24 protein-coding genes and 1 pseudogene are annotated in these 21,944 nt (G+C 63.9%); 21 read left to right on the plus strand and 4 right to left on the minus strand.

The annotated features are described in order from the left end of the window. Positions 1–135: 135 nt before the first annotated feature. From DL899_RS10800 to DL899_RS10815, 4 genes and pseudogenes are all read left to right on the plus strand, one after another. Positions 136–1,005 (plus strand): annotated as a pseudogene (locus DL899_RS10800) (acyltransferase family protein); the annotation flags it as partial. A 410-nt stretch (positions 1,006–1,415) separates the two neighbouring features. Next, positions 1,416–1,799 carry a 50S ribosomal protein L19 gene (rplS, locus tag DL899_RS10805; RefSeq protein ID WP_111734371.1) on the plus strand — a complete coding sequence of 128 codons (384 nt, stop codon included), beginning with the start codon at positions 1,416–1,418 and terminating at the stop codon, positions 1,797–1,799. A gap of 11 nt (positions 1,800–1,810) precedes the next feature. After that, entirely contained in the window at positions 1,811–2,032 is a 222-nt protein-coding gene (gene rpmE / locus DL899_RS10810; RefSeq protein ID WP_111734372.1) for a 50S ribosomal protein L31, read from the plus strand. Positions 2,033–2,230: 198 nt separating this feature from the next. Further along, a complete protein-coding gene (locus DL899_RS10815; RefSeq protein WP_111734373.1) occupies positions 2,231–3,040 on the plus strand; it encodes a division plane positioning ATPase MipZ in 810 nt (269 codons plus the stop codon). A gap of 200 nt (positions 3,041–3,240) precedes the next feature. Here the strand turns inward: DL899_RS10815 and DL899_RS10820 are convergent, their stop codons facing one another. The 3 genes from DL899_RS10820 to DL899_RS10830 are packed head-to-tail and all read right to left on the minus strand — an operon-like array spanning position 3,241 to position 5,285. Beyond that, positions 3,241–3,900, minus strand: a complete 660-nt coding sequence (locus DL899_RS10820) for a 5-formyltetrahydrofolate cyclo-ligase (protein WP_111734374.1) — start codon at positions 3,898–3,900, stop codon at positions 3,241–3,243. 23 nt (positions 3,901–3,923) lie between these two features. Further along, a complete protein-coding gene (locus tag DL899_RS10825; RefSeq protein WP_111734375.1) occupies positions 3,924–4,790 on the minus strand; it encodes a DMT family transporter in 867 nt (288 codons plus the stop codon). A gap of 51 nt (positions 4,791–4,841) precedes the next feature. Then, positions 4,842–5,285, minus strand: a complete 444-nt coding sequence (locus DL899_RS10830; RefSeq protein ID WP_111734376.1) for a MarR family winged helix-turn-helix transcriptional regulator — start codon at positions 5,283–5,285, stop codon at positions 4,842–4,844. A gap of 68 nt (positions 5,286–5,353) precedes the next feature. Between DL899_RS10830 and hmgA the strand changes: the two genes are divergently transcribed. The 10 genes from hmgA (at position 5,354) to DL899_RS10880 (ending at position 13,480) form a co-directional block, all read left to right on the plus strand. Then, positions 5,354–6,712, plus strand: a complete 1,359-nt coding sequence (gene hmgA, locus DL899_RS10835) for a homogentisate 1,2-dioxygenase (RefSeq protein ID WP_111734377.1) — start codon at positions 5,354–5,356, stop codon at positions 6,710–6,712. A 64-nt stretch (positions 6,713–6,776) separates the two neighbouring features. Beyond that, positions 6,777–7,739: a fumarylacetoacetate hydrolase family protein gene (locus DL899_RS10840; protein ID WP_111734378.1), complete on the plus strand. Its 963-nt coding sequence runs from the start codon at positions 6,777–6,779 to the stop codon at positions 7,737–7,739. After that, the gene (locus DL899_RS10845) at positions 7,736–8,686 is read left to right on the plus strand and encodes an MBL fold metallo-hydrolase (protein WP_111734379.1); all 951 of its coding nucleotides are present in this window, start codon (positions 7,736–7,738) and stop codon (positions 8,684–8,686) included. The genes DL899_RS10840 and DL899_RS10845 overlap by 4 nt, the downstream gene beginning before the upstream one ends. Before the next feature lie 38 nt (positions 8,687–8,724). Continuing rightward, entirely contained in the window at positions 8,725–10,317 is a 1,593-nt protein-coding gene (locus DL899_RS10850) for an FAD-dependent oxidoreductase (protein WP_111734380.1), read from the plus strand. Beyond that, positions 10,314–10,505, plus strand: a complete 192-nt coding sequence (locus DL899_RS10855; protein WP_111734381.1) for a DUF2783 domain-containing protein — start codon at positions 10,314–10,316, stop codon at positions 10,503–10,505. Before DL899_RS10850 ends, DL899_RS10855 begins: the two co-directional genes overlap by 4 nt. Before the next feature lie 133 nt (positions 10,506–10,638). Further along, positions 10,639–11,307: a 50S ribosomal protein L25/general stress protein Ctc gene (locus DL899_RS10860; RefSeq protein WP_111734382.1), complete on the plus strand. Its 669-nt coding sequence runs from the start codon at positions 10,639–10,641 to the stop codon at positions 11,305–11,307. Positions 11,308–11,461: 154 nt separating this feature from the next. Continuing rightward, on the plus strand, positions 11,462–12,148 hold the full coding sequence (gene pth / locus DL899_RS10865) for an aminoacyl-tRNA hydrolase (protein WP_111734383.1): 687 nt from the start codon (positions 11,462–11,464) through the stop codon (positions 12,146–12,148). Positions 12,149–12,285: 137 nt separating this feature from the next. After that, positions 12,286–12,489 (plus strand): YgaP family membrane protein, encoded by a 204-nt coding sequence (locus DL899_RS10870; protein ID WP_111734384.1) that lies wholly within the window; start codon positions 12,286–12,288, stop codon positions 12,487–12,489. Between the two features lie 198 nt (positions 12,490–12,687). Further along, entirely contained in the window at positions 12,688–13,062 is a 375-nt protein-coding gene (locus tag DL899_RS10875; RefSeq protein WP_111734385.1) for a DUF2237 family protein, read from the plus strand. Positions 13,063–13,084: 22 nt separating this feature from the next. Beyond that, the gene (locus tag DL899_RS10880) at positions 13,085–13,480 is read left to right on the plus strand and encodes a carboxymuconolactone decarboxylase family protein (RefSeq protein WP_111734386.1); all 396 of its coding nucleotides are present in this window, start codon (positions 13,085–13,087) and stop codon (positions 13,478–13,480) included. A gap of 126 nt (positions 13,481–13,606) precedes the next feature. Here DL899_RS10880 and trpB read toward each other — a convergent pair whose 3' ends face one another. Then, positions 13,607–14,839: a tryptophan synthase subunit beta gene (gene trpB, locus DL899_RS10885; protein WP_111734485.1), complete on the minus strand. Its 1,233-nt coding sequence runs from the start codon at positions 14,837–14,839 to the stop codon at positions 13,607–13,609. 287 nt (positions 14,840–15,126) lie between these two features. On the opposite strand from trpB, the gene DL899_RS10890 reads away from it, so the two are divergent. From DL899_RS10890 to DL899_RS10920, 7 genes are all read left to right on the plus strand, one after another. Further along, positions 15,127–17,169 (plus strand): ASKHA domain-containing protein, encoded by a 2,043-nt coding sequence (locus DL899_RS10890; protein ID WP_111734486.1) that lies wholly within the window; start codon positions 15,127–15,129, stop codon positions 17,167–17,169. A gap of 77 nt (positions 17,170–17,246) precedes the next feature. Next, positions 17,247–17,855, plus strand: a complete 609-nt coding sequence (locus DL899_RS10895; protein WP_111734387.1) for a (d)CMP kinase — start codon at positions 17,247–17,249, stop codon at positions 17,853–17,855. A gap of 80 nt (positions 17,856–17,935) precedes the next feature. Further along, entirely contained in the window at positions 17,936–18,208 is a 273-nt protein-coding gene (locus DL899_RS10900) for a DUF6525 family protein (protein ID WP_111734388.1), read from the plus strand. A 95-nt stretch (positions 18,209–18,303) separates the two neighbouring features. Next, positions 18,304–20,082: a 30S ribosomal protein S1 gene (gene rpsA / locus DL899_RS10905; protein WP_275426793.1), complete on the plus strand. Its 1,779-nt coding sequence runs from the start codon at positions 18,304–18,306 to the stop codon at positions 20,080–20,082. Between the two features lie 350 nt (positions 20,083–20,432). Continuing rightward, positions 20,433–20,717, plus strand: coding sequence for an integration host factor subunit beta (ihfB, locus tag DL899_RS10910; protein ID WP_111734390.1), 285 nt, complete (start codon positions 20,433–20,435; stop codon positions 20,715–20,717). Next, entirely contained in the window at positions 20,717–21,067 is a 351-nt protein-coding gene (locus tag DL899_RS10915; protein ID WP_111734391.1) for a lipopolysaccharide assembly protein LapA domain-containing protein, read from the plus strand. The genes ihfB and DL899_RS10915 overlap by 1 nt, the downstream gene beginning before the upstream one ends. A 10-nt stretch (positions 21,068–21,077) precedes the next feature. Next, positions 21,078–21,761, plus strand: a complete 684-nt coding sequence (locus DL899_RS10920) for a phosphoribosylanthranilate isomerase (protein ID WP_111734392.1) — start codon at positions 21,078–21,080, stop codon at positions 21,759–21,761. The last annotated feature ends 183 nt before the right edge of the window (positions 21,762–21,944 follow it).

The following is a 21,944-nucleotide window of genomic DNA, read 5'->3' on the forward strand; positions in this document are numbered from 1 at the left end:
GGAGCAATTGGAACTCTTCGATGCACTGAGCCTGAAAACACCCTCCTGAAACGGCCCGGTTGTGGCAAAAGCAGATATCCCGCATCAATAATATCAATCACTTACGCGTTTAACTGTTGAAGTTGGGTTAGCGGCTTTGTAATTCACATCAACGAGAAGAACCGAACACACAACCTTCGGGCCTATGCGCGTCGCCGGGCATATCGGCTGTATCCAGTTCTTTTGGCAGCCCTCCTGGCAAGTATTGCGATTTCCCTATGGGACGGAACATTTTCAAGTCGGTTCCGTTTTTCGGAGGCAATCTGCAACCTGCTTTTCTTGCAAGACAGAGGAAGTCTTGTGCCCGGCACAATCTGCAATCCCTTCTTGGGTAATTCTCCCCTGTGGTCCCTGTCTTACGAAGCCATATTCTACATAATTTACCCCATAGTACTCCCGCTTTATATTTCGAGGGGCCGTTTATCACAACATGTGATCGGAGGATGTTCCCTGATATTTATTCTCCTTTACAAGATATACCCTCAGCATTTTCTCCTCCTTCCGTCATATTTCATTATTTGGTGGTGCGGCGCGATGCTTGGAGACTCCTACGTAAATGGAAAATACAACATCAGGAACCTGGCCGCTCCCGTTGGGTACCTTGGCGCAGCTTGCGTTTTATGGTTTGCAATCATGATATTAGAAAATATTATTGTGGACTTTGGACATTATCCGATCCTGCAGTTTCGTCACTTTTCGTTCGCATTTATTTTGGTCACGATTTCATTCATTCAGCCCGTAAGATCTTTTGTTCGCTGGGTAGGATCAAACTATCCGTTGGGCTGGGTGTGGCTATCGAGTATTTCTTACGGAGTATACGCGCTTCATTATCCGCTCCTGGTTCAGTGGAATTTCTCCCGGTCGACTTATGGCTTTATGATCGCTTCAGGTGCCCTGATCATGCTTGCCTACATACTTGATAACCGGGCCAATAAATTCCTTCGCAAGAAACGGGCAAGATCGTGAGACAGTCCAAAGCCACGTTGGAAACACGACCTTGTCGGCTGCATCACACAAACCCTCAAAGGAGCATATCTTCCCAGTCTCACCGGAGACGTACCCGCTACCGTCCCGGTTGCCACATCTTCTGCCAACGAACCCCTTGATCCCTTGCCGTAACCTGTCTATACCCCGCTCGTCCCGGTCGGAAATCCGACTCGGGGCCGTGCCCCTGTGGCCCGGACCAATTGTATGCGGGGCTTTCTTCGGCCCTTCCCGCGGTTCCGGCCCCAAGGCATGAGAACAAAATGACGGCCTGATCTCTGGCGGGCGCCCCCGGATGGGACACATGGCGGACCCGGAAGAAGACCAGAAGCTCTGAGGACGCGAGACACCTTTGCGGGTCAGAACCGCAAGCATTTTAGGAGCCAGAAGCGATGGATATTATCGCTCAGATCGAGGCCGACCAGATCGCCTCGCTCGGGAAAGAAGTTCCCGATTTCAAACCCGGCGACACCGTGCGCGTCGGTTACAAGGTGACCGAAGGCACCCGCAGCCGGGTGCAGAACTTTGAAGGTGTGTGCATCAGCCGCAAGAACGGCAGCGGCATCGCCGGTTCGTTCACCGTTCGCAAGATTTCCTTTGGCGAAGGCGTGGAACGCATCTTTCCGCTCTATTCGACCAATATCGAAAGCATCACCGTGGTCCGCCGCGGCCGCGTGCGCCGCGCCAAGCTGTATTACCTGCGCTCGCGCCGGGGCAAATCGGCCCGGATCGCCGAGGACACCAACTACAAGCCGAAGACCGGCGCATCCGCCTGAGGAAGCCAGAGATGAAAAAAGATATCCATCCCGAATATCACGTCATCGACGTCAAGATGACCGATGGCACCGTGATACAGATGCGTTCGACCTACGGCAACGAGGGCGACACGCTGTCGCTTGACATCGACCCGACCGTGCACCCGGCCTGGACCGGTGGCGGCACCCGTCTGATGGATGCCGGCGGCCGCGTGTCGAAGTTCAAGAACAAATACTCGGGCCTGGGATTCTGATCCCTTTCACCCGATGCAAAGATCAGGCGCCGCCCCCAGGGGCGGCGTTTTCGTCTCGCGTCTGGGCTTGGCGATGGCGCAAATGCAATAATCCCGAGGCAAAGCGCATATCCCGCTTCACGGCGAGCCACATACAACATATGGTAGCATGCCAAAAGCACCGGCCAAATCCGGGCATTTGAATGAAGGGCTACGGGCATGGCGCATATCATCGTCGTGGGCAATGAAAAGGGCGGCGCCGGCAAGTCGACCGTGTCGATGCACGTCGCCGCGGCGCTGTCGCGGCTGGGGCGCAAGGTCAGCGCGCTCGACCTCGACCTGCGGCAAAAGACGCTGGGCACCTACATCACCAACCGCGCCCGGTTCATGGAAAAGTCCGGGCTGTCACTGCCGGGGCCGTCCTGGCGCGACCTGCCCGAGATCGACCAGTCGGCGCTGCAGCCGGGTGAAAACATCTATGACCGCCGGCTATCCGCCGCCGTGGCCGAGATGGAGCCCGACAGCGATTTCATCCTGATCGACTGTCCCGGCTCGCACACGCGGCTCAGCCAGGTCGCCCACAGCCTTGCGGACACGCTGATCACGCCGCTCAATGACAGTTTCATCGATTTCGACCTGCTGGCCCATGTCGACAGCGACGGGCAGACCATCCTCGGCCCCTCGGTCTATTCCGAGATGGTGTGGAACGCGCGGCAGTTGCGGGCCCAGGCGGGGCTGAAGCCGATCGACTGGGTGGTGGTGCGCAACCGGTTGGGGGCGCAGCAGATGGTCAACAAGGAAAAGATGGGGCGCGCGCTGGAAAACCTCGCCCGCCGCATCGGTTTTCGCACCGCGCCGGGATTTCACGAGCGGGTCATATTCCGCGAGCTGTTTCCGCGCGGGCTGACGCTGCTGGACCTCAAGGATATCGGGGTCAAGCAGCTCAACATCTCGAACGTTGCAGCGCGGCAGGAGTTGCGCGACCTGATCAACGCCCTCAAGCTGCCCGGCGTCACGGCCGATTTCTGAGGGTCCCAGTTACAGGTATCACCATATCAATCAAAGCTGATTGTTTTCGGGGCGTTTAGACTGTCCGTATTCGGCATCTCCAACCACAGGGCATGCAACTGCCCGGGTGGGCGCGAATGCGCCCGCCATGGGGCGGGAAGGCGCATGCCCGGCCCGCAAGCGGACCGGGCGAGATAGACAAGCCACAGAGCAATACGCCACTATCCCCCGTCCGCACCCGATACCGTGACATCCCCCAGCACCGCGCAATCCATCGGGATGTCCCAAGGCTGCGGAAAGATCGTGCTGATGCGGCAGAAATCCTGCCCCACCCCGATCAGCCTGGGGCGCGGATCGCAGGCCGCGATCGTCATGTCGTAATAGCCCCCGCCATTGCCCAGCCGATAAAGATCCCGGTCCAGCCCCACCAGCGGCACGATCACCACGTCGGGCAGCAGCGCCTCGCCCTCTGCCGGCACCAGGATGTTCCAGATGCCGCGCTCCATCGCCGCGCCCGGCGCCCAGGCGCGGAATTCGACCGGCTGGCCCTTTTCCAGCACCACCGGCAGGGCCAGGCGTGCCCCCGACACATGCGCCCGGCCCATCCAGTCGCGCAAATCCAGCTCTCCTCGGATCGGCCAGTACCCGGCCACCACCTTGCCCGCAGATTCGGGCAGCAGGGTATCGAGCCCCGCCGCGACCGCAGCCGACTGGGCCGCGCGTTCGTCCTGTGTCAGCTCCTTGCGCCGGGCGTATAGCCGCGCGCGCTCAGACACGCGAAAGCGCCGCACATCGCGCCAGGTCTCCTGATCTACGGCAAAGCCGCCCACCAGCTCGTGAGCGAAACACGGGGCGCTGCCGCCGCTGTCGTCTTCCTCCATCTTCTCCTCCTTCCAGGCCCGTTTCAGGCCATCTCCCGGCGGCGACGCAGCGCCACCATGTTGGACACCAGCAGCGCGCCCAGCACCACCGCCCCGCCCAGGATCGCCCAGCGCCCCGGGTCCTCGCCCACCACCGCCCAGACCAAGAGCGGCGCCAGCACCGATTCCAGCAAGATCAGCAGCGCGACCTCGGGCGGGCTGAGATACCGCGCCCCCAGCGTCATCAGGCAGGTCGCCGCAGCGATGAACGCGCCATGCCCCAGCAGCAGGTGCCACTGCGCCGCCACCGGCGCGCCGGACGCCACGAAGGGTGCGATCACCGCCGCCGACAGCAGATACGCAATCGGGATCGCCGGAATCATCGAGATCGCGCGCAACCGCCGCACCGCTGTCAGCGCCCCGGCATAAGCCGCGCAGACCATCACCGCAAAGATGTCCCCCCGCCACGAGGCGACGGCGTTTTCGGACGAGCCATAGGCGATGATGCCCAGCCCGGCGATGACGACGAGCATCGTCAGCACCACCCGGCGGCTGATCGGCTCACCCAGAAACACGCGGGCGAAAATGGCCGAAAAGATCGGCATCGATGCAAATATGAAAACCACGTTGGCGACGCTGGTATTGCTGACCGCCAGCACGAACCCCGGCGAGGTGAACGAGATCAGCACAACGTAGACCGCGACCGGCCAGCCGCCGCGCAGCACCGTGCGAAACCCGCCCGTGCCCTGCAGCGCCAGCACCACCGCCAGGATGATCACCCCCGAGGTCAGCCCGCGCCAGAAGGCGATTACTATCGGTTCGGCCTCTATCAGCCGGACAAACAGCGAATCCGGCACCACGAACAGGACGCCCAGCGTCGTGATCAAAAGGCCCTTTGCGTGGTCGGTCATGGCCGTCAGGAAAACGGCAATCGCGGGTGAATGTAAAGCCCGTCCACGGGCTCAGCGCGCGCCGGAAAGACGGCGCAGCATGGTGCGCAGCTGCGCCGACTCTTCGGGCGCGAAACGCGACACCAGGCGCGCGTCATAGCGCGCCGCCTCGCGCCGCAGGTCGCGATAGGCCGCCTGCCCGGCGGGCGTCAGGTGCAGGTGCTCGCACCGGCGGTCGGTTTCCGAACGTTCGCGCGTCAGGAACCGCCGCACCGCCAGCGCCGCCACCGCGCGGCTGATCTTGGTCTTGTGCATCATGGCGCGGCTGGCGATCTCCTTGGCGGTCAAGGGCCCATCCTGGCCCAGGTGAAACAACACCCGCCATTCGCTGCGGCCGATGCCGTAGCGGGCCTTGTAGACCGCCTGAAAATCCCGCCCCGCGGCCTCGGCCGCCTGGTTCAGGAGGTAGGGCAGGAATAGGTCCAGGTCGAAATCGTCGTCATCGTCATCCGTCATGCCGATTGCGCTAGCCCTTGTTAGTTACAAAATCAACCATTAGCACCGATCGATAAGAGGAGTCGGAGATGTATGATAAGCACCCCAGCGACCTGACCCGCGCCGCCACCCCCACCGGCACGCATGAAGGCTACATGCCTGGTTTCGGCAACGACTTCGAGACAGAGGCCCTGCCCGGCGCCCTGCCGCAGGGCATGAACAGCCCGCAGAAATGCGACTATGGGCTTTACGGCGAACAGCTGTCGGGCACCGCCTTTACCGCGCCGAGCCACCAGAACGAACGCACCTGGTGCTATCGCATCCGCCCCTCGGTCAAGCATTCCTCGCGCTATGCGCGGATCGACCTGCCCTATTGGAAATCGGCCCCGCATATCGTCGATGACGTGGTGTCGCTGGGCCAGTACCGCTGGGACCCGGTGCCCCATGCCGACGAGGCGCTGACCTGGCTGACAGGCATGCGCACGATGACCACGGCGGGCGACGTCAACACCCAGGTCGGCATGGCCAGCCATATCTACATGGTCACCGCCTCGATGGTGGACGAATATTTTTATTCCGCTGACAGCGAGTTGCTGGTGGTGCCCCAGCAGGGCCGGCTGCGGTTCTGCACCGAACTGGGCGTGATCGACGTCGCACCGCAGGAAATCGCCATCATCCCCCGTGGCCTGGTCTACCGGGTCGAGTTGGGGGAAGGGCCGGCGCGCGGGTTCGTGTGCGAAAACTATGGGCAGAAGTTCGACCTGCCCGGCCGCGGCCCGATCGGCGCCAACTGCATGGCCAACCGGCGCGATTTCAAGACCCCCGTCGCCGCCTTCGAGGACCGCGAAACGCCCTCGACCGTCACCATCAAGTGGTGCGGCCAGTTCCACCGCTGCGAGATCGGGCACAGCCCGCTCGACGTGGTGGCCTGGCACGGCAACTATGCGCCGTGCAAGTATGACCTGACCAATTACTGCCCGATCGGCGCGATCCTGTTCGACCATCCAGACCCTTCAATCTTTACCGTGCTGACCGCGCCCTCGGGCGTGCCGGGCACGGCCAATATCGACTTCGTGCTGTTCCGCGAACGCTGGATGGTGATGGAGGACACGTTCCGCCCGCCCTGGTATCACAAGAACATCATGTCCGAGCTGATGGGCAACATCTATGGCCAGTACGATGCCAAGCCGCAGGGGTTCGTGCCCGGCGGCATGAGCCTGCACAACATGATGCTGCCGCACGGCCCCGATCGTGAGGCGTTTGAAAAGGCCTCGAACGCCGAGCTGAAGCCCGAAAAGCTGGACAACACCATGTCGTTCATGTTCGAGACGCGCTTTCCGCAGCACCTGACCCGCTTTGCCGCGCAAGAGGCGCCGTTGCAGGATGATTATATCGATTGCTGGGCCGACATCGAAAAGAAGTTCGACGGGACATCCGGCCGAAAATGACCGAGTTCTTGTGCAATTTCGGTAGTATGAATGGCAGGGCAGCAAACGGCGCGGGGAATATGCGATGAGATACGCCACCCTCGACAACGGCACGCCTGACGGACGGCTTGCGATCGTGTCCGAAGACTTGGCCACCTGCCGCCCGCTTCCGGGCATGACGCTGCAGGCGATGCTCGACGGGGCGGAAATGCCGCCACCGGGGCCGGAGCAACCGTTTGATCCTGCCCGCTGCCTGTCACCGTTGCCACGGGCCTATCAGTTTCTCGACGGGTCGGCCTATGTGAACCATGTCGAGCTGGTGCGCCGGGCGCGGGGTGCGCAGATGCCCGACAGTTTCTGGCACGACCCGCTGATGTACCAGGGCGGATCGGACGGGTTCCTGCCCCCCACCGCGCCGATCAGGGGCGCGCGCGACTGGGGCATGGATTTTGAGGCCGAGGTGGCCGTGATCACCGGCCCCGTGCCCATGGGCGCCACGCCCGCGCAGGCGCACGATGCGATCCGGCTGGTGATGCTGTGCAACGACATCTCGCTCAGGGCGCTGATCCCGGATGAGCTGGCCAAGGGGTTCGGCTTTGTTCAGTCCAAGCCCGCCTGCGCATTCTCGCCGCTGGCGGTCGATCCGCGCGCGTTGCCGGGCTGGGATGGCGGGCATCTGTCGGGGACGATCCGTGTCGATCTGAACGGCGCACCTTTTGGCCGTGCCGATGCCGGGGTGGACATGACCTTTGACTTTCCGACGCTCATCGCCCACGCGGCAAAGACACGGGCGCTGGCCGCCGGCACGATCATCGGGTCGGGCACGGTATCGAACCGCGACAAGGACGGCGGGCCGGGCAAACCCGTGGCGCAGGGCGGCAGGGGCTATTCCTGCATTGCCGAACAGCGGATGGTGGAGACCATTATGTCGGGCGAACCCCGAACCCCCTTTCTTGGCGCCGGCGACCGGGTCAGGATATGGATGGAAGACGATGCCGGCCTATCCCTGTTCGGCACCATCGATCAAAGCGTGGAGGCACTGACATGAGCAAGAAATTCGCATCCCAGGGCGACCTGAGCGAAAAGACCATCTCGTTCACCGAGGTGGGGCGCGGGTTGTGGGCCTTCACCGCCGAGGGCGACCCCAATTCCGGCGTCATCATCGGTGACGATTCGGTGATGGTGATCGAGGCGCAGGCCACCCCCCGGCTGGCGCAGGAGGTCATTACCCGCATCCGCCAGGTGACGGACAAGCCGATCACCCATCTGGCGCTGACCCATTACCACGCGGTGCGGGTGCTGGGGGCAGCCGCCTATGGCGCCGACCAGATCATCATGTCCGACACCGCGCGCGCGATGGTCGCCGAGCGCGGGCAAGAGGACTGGGACAGCGAATTCCAGCGCTTTCCCCGCCTGTTCGAAGGGCATGAGAGCATCCCCGGCCTGACCTGGCCCACGACAACCTTTTCCGACCGGATGACCGTTTACCTCGGCAACCGGCGGGTCGACCTGATGCATCTCGGGCGGGCGCACACCGCCGGCGATATCGTCATTCATGTGCCCGACGAGAACGTGATGTTCACCGGCGACATCGTCGAATACCATTCCGCCTGCTATTGCGGCGACGGGCATTTCGGCGACTGGGGCGACACGCTGGACGAAATCAAGTGGTTCGACGTCGATGCCATCGCGCCGGGGCGGGGCGATGCGCTGATGGGGCGCGAAATGGTCAACGCCGCGATCGAGAACACCCGCGATTTCGTCGCCTCCACCTATGCGCCGGCGGCCCGTGTCGCCGCCCGTGGCGGCACCTTGAAAGAGGCATGGGACGCGGTGCGCGCCGCCTGCGACCCCAAGTTCGCTGACTACGCCATTTACGAGCACTGCCTGCCCTTCAACGTCGCCCGCGCCTATGACGAGGCCCGTGGCATCGACACCCCCCGCATCTGGACCGCCCAGCGCGACATCGAGATGTGGGAGGCCCTGCAAGGCTGAACCCGCCAAAGAGGGTCAGGGCCAAGGGAGGAAAGGCCATGACGCAGATTTTCGAAAAACCGCTTTACCCCTATGCCCGCAGCGCCGACCAGGACGCCGCCACGCCGGTGCGTCATCCGGTGGTCATCGTCGGCGCGGGTCCGGTGGGGCTGGCGGCAGCGCTCGACCTCGGTCAGCGCGGCGTGCCGGTGGTGGTGCTGGACGAGAACGACAAGGTTTCGCACGGCTCGCGGGCGATCTGCTTTGCCAAGCGCACGCTCGAAATTGCCGACCGGCTGGGCATGGGGGAAACCTTGGTCGAGAAGGGCGTGCAATGGAACCTGGGCAAAGTGTTCTTTGGCGACCGAAAGGTTTACGAATTCAACCTCTTGCCCGAAACCGGCCACCGCCGCCCGGCATTCATCAACCTGCAGCAATACCACCTGGAACAGGACATGGTGGCCCGCTTGCGCGAGTTGCAGGCCGAGGGCGCGCCGATTGACCTGCGCGGGGGCAACCGCGTGACCGGGGTCAAAGCGCATGACGATCACGTCGCACTTTCCATCGACACCCCCGAGGGGCCTTATGCGCTGCAGGCCGACTGGCTGATCGCCTGCGACGGTGCCGGCTCGCCCGTGCGCGAACATCTCGGCCTCGGCTTTACCGGCCGGGTATTCGAAGACAATTTCCTGATCGCCGACGTGACCATGCAGGCAGAGTTTCCGACCGAACGCTGGTTCTGGTTCGACCCGCCCTTCAACCCCGGCCAGTCGGCGCTGTTGCACAAACAGCCCGACGGGGTCTGGCGGATCGACCTGCAACTGGGCTGGGACATCGACCGCGAGCGCGAGAAGGAGCCAGTGCGCGTCAAGGCGCGGGTGCGCCAGATGCTGGGGCCGGAGGTGACCTTCGATCTCGAATGGGTGTCGATCTACACGTTCCAGTGCCGCCGCATGGAACGGTTTCGCCACGGCCGCGTCGTCTTTGCCGGGGACGCCGCGCACCAGGTGTCGCCCTTTGGGGCGCGCGGAGCCAATTCCGGCCTTCAGGACACCGACAATCTGTGCTGGAAACTGGCGGCGGTGATCGCCGGCGACGCGCCCGAGGCATTGCTGGACAGCTACGACGCCGAGCGCGTGCAGGCCGCCGATGAAAACATCCTCAACTCGACCCGCTCGACCGATTTCATCACGCCCAAATCGGCGATGAGCCGGATTTTCCGCGACGCGGTGCTTGACCTGTCGGAGCGCCATGAATTCGCCCGTCCGCTGGTAAATTCCGGCCGCCTGTCTCTGCCGGCCACCCATGACGGATCGCCGCTCAACACGCCCGACGCGCTGCCCGGCGGCCCGGCGCGGTCACGCCCTGGCGCCCCCTGCCCAGATGCGACGTTCGAAACCGGCTTTCTGCTCGATCGCCTGGGTCGCGGGTTTACCCTGATGGGCCTGGGCGTGCAGGCGCCGCAGGTGCCCGGCACCACACCGCTGAGCGTGGCCGACCCCGATGACGAACTGCGCGCGCGCTACCTTGGTGACGCGCCAAGCGCGCTCTATCTCATCCGCCCCGATCAGCATGTCGCCGCCCGATGGGCCAACGCCACCCCCGCCACCATCGCCACCGCGCTGTCGCGCGCGACCGGAGCCACGCCATGACCCGCCTCGTCCTTTCCCCCAACATCGATGCGCCCGACAACCTTTATGCCGACCTGCTGGCCGCACATGAGGGGCTGTCAGAGACCGAAAGCGCCGCCCTCAACGCCCGGCTGATCCTGATCCTCGCCAACCAGATCGGCAGCCGCGAGGTATTTCGCGCCGCACTGGACGCCGCCCGCCGGCGCTGACAGGTTTGCGCACGCCGCCGGCGCCGCAGCGGCCAATTTACGGCTTTCCAACGCCCCCGATCCAGTCTATACGCGCGGCTTCACGCGGGGTGACAGCCTTGGAGGCACTCCGCCCTATCTTGGAGATATCAAAATGGCTGGAGAAATTCCTGATCTTCACGCCCAGGAACGCACGGGGACGGGCAAGGGCGCCGCTCGTGCAGCACGCCGCGAAGGCATGGTTCCGGGGATCGTATTCGGTGGCGACAAAGACCCGCTGCCGATCAACATTCCGTTCAACAAACTGCTGACGAAACTGCGGGCAGGCCGCTTCAAGTCGACGCTCTTCAACCTCAAGGTTGACGGACACGAAGACGTGCGGGTTATCTGCCGCGACGTGCAGCGCGACGTGGTCAAGGACCTGCCGACGCACCTGGACCTGATGCGGCTGCGGCGCACGACCAAGATCAACCTCTTCATCCCGGTCGACTTCATCAACGAAGAAGAGACACCGGGCCTGCGCAAGGGCGGCGTTCTGACCGTGGTGCGCGGCGAGATCGAGCTGCTGGTCACCGCCGGCGACATTCCCGAAAAGGTCACCGTTGACCTGTCCGGGCTGGAGATTGGCGATTCCGTCACCATCAGCCAGGTCACCCTGCCCGAGGGCGCCAAGCCCACCATCGACCGCGACTTCATCATCTGCAGCGTTTCCGCCCCGACCGTTCTTGCGGCCGACGATGACGCCGAAGAGGGCGAAGAAACCACCGAAGTTCCAACCGTCGGTGACACCGAGGACGCAGCCGAGGGCGGCGCCGAGGAATAAGCCGGGCATCGCACCGGATCTTTCAGAACGCGGGGCGCGGCATCGGCCGCCCCCGCGTTTTTTGTTTCGCCGGACCCGATAAGCCGGGGCAACAGTTGATCCATCGCTCGGCGCCGCCTAAACAGAGCGCAGGCAAAGGGGGCGCGACACCGCCATGCAGATCTTCGCGGGGCTGGGCAATCCGGGGGCGAAATACGCCGGCAACCGGCACAATATCGGCTATATGGCCGTCGACCGGATCGCGTCGGAACACGGGTTCACCCCGTGGAAAGCCCGTTTCCAGGGCGAGGTCGCCGAGGGCCGCCTAGGAACTGACAAGGTGCTGTTGCTCAAGCCCACGACATTCATGAACCTGTCCGGCCAATCGGTCGGCGAGGCAATGCGGTACTACAAGCTTGGCCCCGCCGACATCACCGTCTTTCATGACGAACTGGACCTTGCGCCGGGCAAGCTGCGGGTCAAGACCGGCGGCGGGCACGCCGGCCATAACGGCCTGCGTTCCATCCACCAGCACATCGGCGAGAGCTACCGACGCGTGCGCCTTGGCATCGGGCATCCGGGGCGCAAGGAACTGGTCAGCGGTTACGTGCTGCAGGATTTCGCCAAGGCCGACCAGGGCTGGCTGGACGATCTGCTGCGCGGCATCGCCGAGGGCGCGCCGGAACTTGCGGCGGGCCATGCCGACAAGTTCATGAACGCTGTCGCCCGGCGCATGGCCCCCGCGCGCGAAGGCGTCCCCGCAGCGGCGGCAAAGCCCGGCAAGGCCTCGACCGGCAAACCCGAAACGGACGAGGCCGAAGACCGCACCCCCCTGCAAAAGCTCATGGACCGTTTTCGCTGAGCCAGATTGCGCTTGCCCGGGCCGACCGGGTGCGGCATCTTGCATTCATTATATTGCATATGTTTGGCCCGCCCCACATATGTTTGGCCCGCCCCATAAGTATTGCGCAAAGACCTGTTTTACGAAAGGATACCGTCATGACCCTTGATCGCGTGGTACTGGCATTTGCAGGCGTGATGATCCTGCTCAGCCTGGGGCTGACCCTTTGGGTGTCGCCGCTCTGGATGTGGTTCACCGCCTTCATCGGCCTCAACCTGATCCAGTCGGCCTTTACCGGGTTCTGCCCTGCAGCGCTCGTCTTGCGCCTGTTCTGCCTGCGGCCGGGCTGCGCCTTCAAGTAACCCGCGGATCCGCACCGGAGTTTTCTCTGGTCGCGGGCGGGGCCTGCCCGTCTGATCCACCGGGCAGGCCGGAGGAGGCAGGGGATGCCGGCCCGCCTCAATGCGCTGGGCCGCATCCCCTGTCCGCTCATCCTGCCCCTTGCACCATGCCGGGCGGATGCTACGCTCATCCCGTACCAACATGTCAGCGAGGCATCCATGATCCGCAAGGATAAGGCGATCAACGTACTGGGCGGAACGCTTGAACTCTGCTCAAAGGATCCGGTCAGCGGTTTTTTCCGCGACGGCCACTGCAATACCTGCCCCGAGGATAGCAGTAGCCACACCGTCTGCGCGCTGATGACGGCCGAATTTCTGGCTTATTCCAAGTATGTCGGCAATGACCTGTCGACCCCGCGGCCCGAGTTCGATTTTCCCGGCCTCAAGGCCGGCGATCAGTGGTGCCTGTGCGCTGCGCGTTTTTTGCAGGCTCATGACGAAGGCTGTGCGCCGCAGGTGCGTCTCGAAGCCACGCATGAAAGCGCGCTCAACATCGTCCCGCTGGAAATTCTCAGGCAGCACGCCCCGCAATAGCCCCGACAAGAAGGACCCTTTGATGGCCACAGTGACCCTGATTTCCGATGACGACGCCAACCCCGAGGTGCGCGCCGTCTTCGACGATATCCGCGCCACCCGCGGCACCGATTTCATCAACAATTTCTGGCGCGCGCTGGCGCATGACCCGGCGCTGCTAAAGGCGACGTGGGAGCGGCTGAAGGTGGTGATGGGGAACGGTGCGCTCGACCCGCTGACCAAGGAGATGATCTATATCGCCGTCTCGGCCGCAAATGCCTGCGAATACTGCGCCCATTCCCACACCGCCAGCGCCCGCGCCAAAGGCATGACCGAGGCACAGTATGGCGAATTGCTTGCCGTGATCGGCATGGCGTCACAGACCAACGCGCTGGTCAGCGCCCTGCAGGTGCCTGTGGACGAGGTGTTCAAGGCCTGAGGCAGGAGGTCTGTAGTGCCGGGGGCGGTCCTCGGCCGCAGGTGGGGGGGTGAAGCCCCCACCCTCACTCAAGATCAGCTCATGTCGCCGATTTTCGACATCCGAGACACCTAGCCAGTGCCCGGCTCAGCCGCCTTCGCTCATCTCAAAGCCCAGGTGCCGCGCGACGGCAAAGATGTCCTTGTCGCCACGCCCGCACATGTTCATGCAGATGATATGATCGCCCGGCAGTTCCGGCGCGATCTTCGTCACGTGGGCCAGCGCGTGGCAGGGTTCCAGCGCGGGAATGATCCCCTCGGTCTGACAGCAAAGCTGAAACGCCTCCAGTGCCTCGACATCGGTGATCGCCACGTATTCCGCCCGCCCGGTATCGTGCAGCCAGCTGTGTTCGGGCCCGATACCGGGGTAATCCAGCCCCGCCGAGATCGAATACCCTTCCAGGATCTGCCCGTCATCGTCCTGCAACAGATAGGTGCGATTGCCGTGCAGAACGCCGGGCCGCCCGCCGGTCAGGCTGGCGCAATGCTCCATCTTGGCGTTGACGCCCTTGCCGCCCGCCTCGACACCGATGATGCGCACGTCCTTGTCATCGAGGAACGGATGGAACAGCCCCATCGCGTTCGATCCCCCGCCGATCGCCGCGATCAGCGTATCGGGCAGGCGCCCCTCGGCCGCCTGCATCTGCTCGCGCACCTCCTTGCCGATGATCGACTGGAAGTCGCGCACCATCGCCGGATAGGGATGCGGCCCGGCCACGGTGCCGATGCAATAAAAGGTATCGCGCACATTGGTCACCCAGTCGCGCAGCGCGTCGTTCATCGCGTCCTTGAGCGTGCCGCGCCCGCTTGTCACCGGCACCACCTCGGCACCCAGCAGGCGCATGCGAAAAACGTTGGGCTTTTGCCGCTCGACATCATGCGCGCCCATGTAGACGACGCATTTCAGCCCGAACTTGGCACAGACCGTCGCTGTTGCGACGCCGTGCTGGCCGGCACCCGTCTCGGCGATGATGCGGGTCTTGCCCATGCGCCGCGCCAGCAGGATCTGGCCCAGCACGTTGTTGATCTTGTGCGCGCCGGTGTGGTTCAGCTCATCACGCTTCATATAGACCTTGGCCCCGCCCAGATGCGCGGTCAGCCCCTCGGCAAAATAGAGCGGGCTGGGACGGCCGACATAGTGGGTCCACAGGTCCTGCATCTCGTCCCAGAAATCCTGGTCGGTCTTGGCCCGCTCGTACTGCTCTTCCAGTTCCAGGATAAGCGGCATCAACGTTTCCGACACGAACCTGCCGCCGAACTGGCCGAACCGGCCCTTGTCGTCCGGCCCGGTCATGAAAGAGTTGAATAGGTCGTTCATGATGCGTGGCCCCTTTGTGACTTGCCGCATACCCATATGGAACGCGCCGGCGGTTTTCCAGTGATTTCCTGCGCGCGCCACCCCGGCGGCACACTTTCGGCTGCCGTCCCGCCTTGTGGGTATTTGCAACCAGAAAGAAGCCTGAACAAGCCGCCCGAACGGGCCGCGAGGGTGACAGAGCACGGCTGTGATGACGTCATGAGGCAGGAATTTGCCGGTTGCAGCCTTCCGCCCGCCACGGCACACATTATGTTGCGGAAGACAGTGATCTTTTTTGGGGGCTGCGCGCCATGACCACCGATCCTCTTGTTGTTTTCACCCCGTCGGGCAAACGCGGCCGGTTTCCCGCCGGCACGCCGGTGCTGACGGCGGCGCGACAGCTGGGTGTCGATCTTGATTCGGTCTGCGGCGGGCGCGGCATCTGTTCCAAGTGCCAGATCACGCCCAGTTATGGCGAATTCCCCAAGCACGGCGTCACCGTCGAACAGGACGCGCTGTCGGAATGGAACGCGGTCGAGGAACGCTATGACCAGAAACGCGGCCTGAAAGAGGGGCGGCGACTGGGCTGCCAGGCAAAGATCATGCACGACGTGGTGATCGACGTGCCGCCAGAAAGCCAGGTCCACCGGCAGGTGGTGCGCAAGGCCGCTACCGCCCGCGTGATCGAGATGGACCCGGCGACGCGGCTCTATTTCGTCGAGGTGGACGAGCCCGATATGCACGAGCCCACCGGCGACCTGGAACGCCTCGCACGCGCGCTGAAATCGGAATGGGGGGTCGAGGCGATCCGCGCCGACACAACCCTGCTGAGCAAGCTGCAAAAGACGCTGCGAAAGGGTAAATTCCGCGTCACCGTGGCGCTGCACAAGTCGCACAAGGACGATGCCGCAAGGGTGCTGGAAATCTGGCCCGACCTGCACGAAGGCGGGCTATACGGCCTGGCCATCGACCTGGGCAGCACCACCATCGCCGCCCATCTGACCGACCTCGTCACCGGCGATGTCAAGGCAAGCGCCGGCGTCATGAACCCGCAGATCCGCTTTGGCGAGGATCTTATGAGCCGGGTTTCCTATTCGATGATGAACCCCGGCGGCGACGTCGAGATGACCCGCGCCGTGCGCGAGGCGCTCGACGCGCTGGCCGTGGACGTGGCGGAAGAGGCCGGGATCGACCCGCAGCTGATCGTCGAGACGGTCTTTGTCTGCAACCCCGTGATGCATCACCTGTTGTTGGGCATCGACCCGGTGGAACTGGGCCAGGCGCCGTTTGCACTGGCCACCTCGGACAGCATCTCGATGGACGCCCGCGAACTTGACCTGGTGTCGATCAACCCGCGCGCGCGCACCTATTTCCTGCCCTGCATCGCCGGCCATGTTGGCGCCGACTGCGCCGCCGTGGCGCTGAGCGAGGCACCAGACAAGTCCGACGACCTGGCGCTGATCGTCGATGTGGGCACCAACGCCGAAATCCTGCTTGGCGACCGCAGCCGGGTTCTGGCCTGTTCGTCACCCACCGGCCCGGCCTTTGAAGGCGCACAGATTTCATCCGGCCAGCGCGCCGCCCCCGGCGCCATCGAGGCCATTCGCATCGACGTTGAGACGCGCGAGCCGCGCTTTCGCGTGATCGGCTGCGACAAGTGGTCTGACGAAGAGGGATTTTGGGAGGAAACCGCCCAGACCGGCATCACCGGCATCTGCGGCTCTGGCATCATCGAGGCGGTGGCCGAGCTGCGCCTTGCCGGGCTGATGGATGAAAGCGGACTTATTGGCTCGGCCGAACGCACCGGCACCGCCCGCTGCGTGCCAGAGGGGCGCACCCATGCCTATCTGATCCACGATGCCACCGCCGACAGCGGGCCGCGCATCACCGTCACCCAGGGCGACGTGCGCGCCATCCAGCTGGCCAAGTCGGCGCTTTATGCCGGGGCGCGGCTGCTGATGGATGCCCGCAACGTGGACAAGGTCGACCGGGTGGTGCTGGCCGGCGCGTTTGGCGCGCATATCTCGCCCCTGCACGCGATGGTGCTGGGGATGATCCCAGACGTTCCGCTCGACAAGGTCACCAGCGCCGGCAACGCCGCCGGCACCGGTGCACGGATCGCGCTGTGCAACATCGCCGCGCGGACCGAGATAGAGCGCACCGTGCGCGAAATCACCAAGGTCGAAACCGCAATCGAGCCGAAATTCCAGGAACATTTCGTCGCCGCAAACGCCATCCCGCACAAGACCGCCCCCTTCCCCGAACTGCGCAAGGTGGTGACACTGCCCGAGGTCAGCTTCAACGCCGGCTCCCAAGGCGGCACTGTGGGGCGGCGCAGGCGCAGGCGGGGGTAGCCCACACCCCTGCCACCGCTTGAGGCCAGGCCCCGGATGCGATAGCTGGTCCGGAACGGCGAATGACGGGGCAGCACATGGCGTTCACGGTGGCAATCGACGGGCCGGCGGCGGCTGGAAAGGGCACCATCAGCAAGGCGGTGGCGGCGCATTTCGGCTTTGCCCATCTCGATACCGGGCTGCTTTACCGCGCGGTGGCGCGGCGCACGCTCGACGGGGTCGATCCGGTGACCGCCGCTGAAAACCTGCGCGCCGAGGACCTGGCCACCGACGGGCTGCGCACGCCAGAGGTCGCCCGCGCCGCCAGCCGCGTGGCCGCCATGCCCGATGTCCGCCGCGCGCTGGTGGATTTTCAGCGCGCCTTCACCCTCAGGGACGGCGGCGCGGTGCTGGACGGGCGCGATATCGGCACGGTGATCTGCCCTGATGCCGAGGTAAAGCTGTACGTCACCGCCTCTGACGCGGTGCGCGCCCACCGCCGCCACAAGGAGCTGGTGGAAACCGGCCATGATATCACGCTTGAAGAAGTAGCCGAGGACCTGCGCCAGCGCGATGCACGCGACAGCGCCCGCGCCGAGGCCCCGCTGCGCCCAGCATCGGATGCGATGGTGCTGGACACCAGCGACATGTCAATAGACGAGGCGATCGCGTCGGCGATTGCGGCGGTCGAGGCTCAGCAGCGCTGAGGCGCCTTCCTGACAATGGGATTGCGGGCGGTTGGTCTTTCTCATATATGATATGTGATAACGTAACACGCCCTAAGATCATGCCTCGCAACCTCTCTTCAAGCCTTGCCCGACGTCGGGCCGGAAGCCCCATGCATCACTTTGACACCCTGCCGCCCCCCTTGCGCGCGTGGCTCAGAGAGGCCGCGTTGCCGTGGTCACCGCAATCGGCATTGAAAATCTGGAACAAGGCCCGCCGGGAGGCGGGACCGGAGGCGGCGCTTGTTCGACTGTCGAAAGTCGAGGCCGCAATGCTTGCGCGGGATCTCAACGCCTCGGGGCAAGCCGCACAGCAGATCAGTAAAATCGCTTGAAATAAGGGGCGCGCGCGTGTAGACAGCGCCCTGTCGACAAGGCGGAACCGCCATGAAGCAATAGAGACGAGCAGGGTCGGAGCCTCCGGCCCTCTTTGTTTTATGTTCCGTCTGACCAACGAAACCCCAAGACCGGCGGAGACAACCGCGCGGCCAGAAAAACCGATGTAAAAGGAAAACGACGCCACATGGCTCAGAATACAAGCATGGAAGAGTTCGAGGCCCTACTGAACGAAAGCCTCGAAATGGACACGCCCGATGAGGGTTCTGTCGTCAAGGGCAAGGTCATCGCCATCGAGGCGGGACAAGCCATCATCGACGTCGGCTACAAGATGGAAGGCCGCGTCGAGCTCAAGGAATTCGCAAATCCCGGCGAAGCGCCCGACATCTCTGTCGGTGACGAGGTCGAGGTGTATCTGCGCGCTGCCGAGAACGCCCGCGGCGAAGCCGTGATCAGCCGTGAAATGGCCCGACGCGAAGCCGCCTGGGACCGCCTGGAAAAGGCATATGCCGACGATGCCCGCGTCGAGGGCGCGATCTTTGGCCGCGTCAAGGGTGGCTTTACCGTCGATCTGGGCGGCGCCGTGGCGTTCCTGCCCGGCTCTCAGGTCGATGTGCGCCCGGTGCGCGACGCCGGCCCGCTGATGGGTCTCAAGCAACCCTTCCAGATCCTCAAGATGGACCGCCGCCGGGGCAACATCGTTGTCAGCCGCCGCGCCATCCTGGAAGAAAGCCGCGCCGAACAGCGCGCCGAGGTCATCGCCAAGCTGACCGAGGGCGACACCGTCGACGGTGTGGTCAAGAACATCACCGAATACGGCGCCTTTGTCGATCTGGGCGGTGTTGACGGGCTGCTGCACGTCACCGACATGGCCTGGCGGCGGGTGAACCACCCCTCCGAGATCGTTTCGATCGGCGAGACCGTCAAGGTGCAGGTCATCAAGATCAACAAGGAAACCCACCGCATCAGCCTGGGCATGAAACAGCTGCAGGAAGATCCGTGGGACCTGGTTGCGGTCAAATACCCGCTGGGTTCGGTCCATGCCGGCCGCGTCACCAACATCACCGACTACGGCGCCTTCGTCGAGCTGGAGCCGGGGGTCGAGGGGCTGGTGCACGTCTCGGAAATGTCCTGGACCAAGAAGAACATCCACCCCGGCAAGATCGTCTCCACCTCTCAGGAGGTCGAGGTCATGGTGCTGGAAATCGACCCGGCCAAGCGCCGCGTCAGCCTCGGGCTGAAGCAGTGCATGCGCAACCCGTGGGAAGTGTTCGCCGAAACCCACCCCGTCGGCACCGAGGTCGAGGGCGAGGTCAAGAACATCACCGAGTTCGGCCTGTTCATTGGCCTGCCGGGCGAAATCGATGGCATGGTTCACCTGTCCGACCTCAGCTGGGACGAACGCGGCGAAGACGCGATCCAGAGCTACAAGAAGGGCGATGTGGTCAAGGCCGTCGTGTCGGAAGTCGATATCGAGAAAGAACGTATCTCGCTGTCGATCAAGGCACTGGGCGGTGACAAGTTCGCCGAGGCCGTGGGCGGCGTCAAACGCGGCTCGATCATCACCGTCGAGGTCACCTCGATCGAGGATGGCGGCATCGAGGTGACCTATGACGGGCTGAAATCCTTCATCCGCCGGTCCGACCTTTCCCGCGACCGTTCCGAACAGCGGCCCGAGCGGTTCTCGGTCGGTGACAAGGTCGATGTGCGCGTCACCAATGTCGACCCCAAGACCCGCCGCCTGGGTCTGTCGATCAAGGCCCGCGAAATCGCCGAAGAAAAGGAAGCCGTGCAACAGTATGGCAGCTCGGACTCGGGCGCTTCGCTGGGCGATATCCTTGGCGCCGCTCTGAAGGGCGACAACGACGACTGATACCGCGCCCAGCCGCCGAAAGGCGGATTGCGCAAGCAGCGGCAACAACAAAGGCCCCGCCGGCACCCCGGCGGGGCCTTTTCACATCCGAACAGGCCGCCGCAGCCGCCCGCCCGGGCACCAGATTCCCGCCGAATCAATGGCTTTCCAATGGCGGCTTCGCTGCACTGCGGCGCACCCCGGCATGGGCAAAGCGGACCCCGCGGCGGGGCTTGCCCGGCTCAAACCGCCCAAAAAGAGCAATTTCACGCTCGCTCCGGTCACTCTGGCTATTTCTGTTTTTCTGATTTCTATCTATAGTTTACCGGACTGCCAGGCCTGCCAGAACAGACCACCCGGGGAGACAGCCGATGATTCGATCGGAACTGATTCAGAAGATCGCCGACGAAAACCCACACCTGATACAGCGCGATGTCGAGCGCATCGTGAACACCATATTCAACGAAATCACCGACGCCATGGCCAATGGGAACCGGGTCGAACTGCGCGGCTTCGGCGCCTTTTCGGTCAAGAAGCGCGACGCCCGCATGGGGCGCAACCCGCGCACCGGCGACGCGGTCGAGGTCGAGGAAAAACACGTGCCCTTTTTCAAGACCGGCAAACTGTTGCGTGATCGCCTGAACGGAAAGGCCTGATGCGTTACATCCGCTACGCCTCTATCGCGATCTTCGCGATCGCCCTCATCCTTGTCGCGCTGGCCAATCGCGGCATCGTGCAGGTGCAGATCCTGCCTGGCGAGCTGTCCAGCCTGGCCGCGATCAACCCGGTCTACGAGGTGCCGCTTTTCATCGTGATGTTCGGCGGGGTGCTGGCCGGGCTCATCGTCGGTCTGATCTGGGAATGGATCCGCGAGGCCGGCGAACGCGCCGCCGCCGCCCGGCAGGCGCGCGAGATGGAGCGGCTCAAGGCCGAGCTGCGCCGCCTCAAGGGCGAGCGTCACAAGGACCAGGACGAGGTGCTGGCCCTGCTGGACAAGGCCGGGTAAGGCATTCGTCATGACGACCTCCGACATTCGGGTCAAGATCTGCGGACTGACCGACCCCGCCGACATTCCCGCCGCCATCGTGGCGGGCGCGGCCTATCTGGGGTTCGTGTCGTTTCCCAAATCCCCCCGCCACCTGGAACTGGAAGAAATGGCGGCGCTGACGCTGTCGGTGCCCGAGGGCATCGCCAAGGTGGCGCTGACCGTTGACGCCGACGACGCCCTGCTGGACGCGATCACCGGCACGGCCGCCATCGACATACTGCAGCTTCACGGCCATGAAAGCCCCACCCGCGTACGCGAGGTCAAGGCGCGCTACGGGCTGTCGGTGATGAAGGTGATTGGCATCGCAGGCCCCGAGGACCTGACCCAGATAGATTTCTATGCCCGCGTCGCCGACCAGTTGCTGATCGACGCCAAGCCCCCGCAAGGCGCAGATCGCCCCGGCGGGAACGCGCAGGCGTTCGACTGGGCGCTGCTTTCGGGGCGACGCTGGCCGGTGCCGTGGATGCTGGCCGGCGGGTTGACGCCCGAAAATGTCGCCACCGCGATCCGGACCACAGGCGCGCGGCAGGTCGATGTATCGTCAGGCGTCGAAAGCGCGCCGGGGATCAAGGATGCCAACCTCATCCGCGCCTTCATTGAGGCCGCCCACGGCGCAGGGCGGGCCAGTGGCAGCATGGGCAGCGGCGACTGAACTGCCCGGCGGCGCCTATCTGAGAACCCTTTGCAGGGGGCGCTGCCCCCGTCCCGGACCATGTCCGGGACTCCCCCGGGGTATTTCGAACCAGAAAGAAACACGGAAAGGCGCCCCTGCTTCTTTCTGGTTGAAAATACCCATTTTCATCCCCAGGAGCCGCGCCAACGTGTGGCCGGGGCG

Origin of the sequence: Roseovarius amoyensis, from assembly GCF_003260265.1 — a bacterium.
Classification (GTDB): Bacteria; Pseudomonadota; Alphaproteobacteria; order Rhodobacterales; family Rhodobacteraceae; genus Roseovarius; species Roseovarius amoyensis.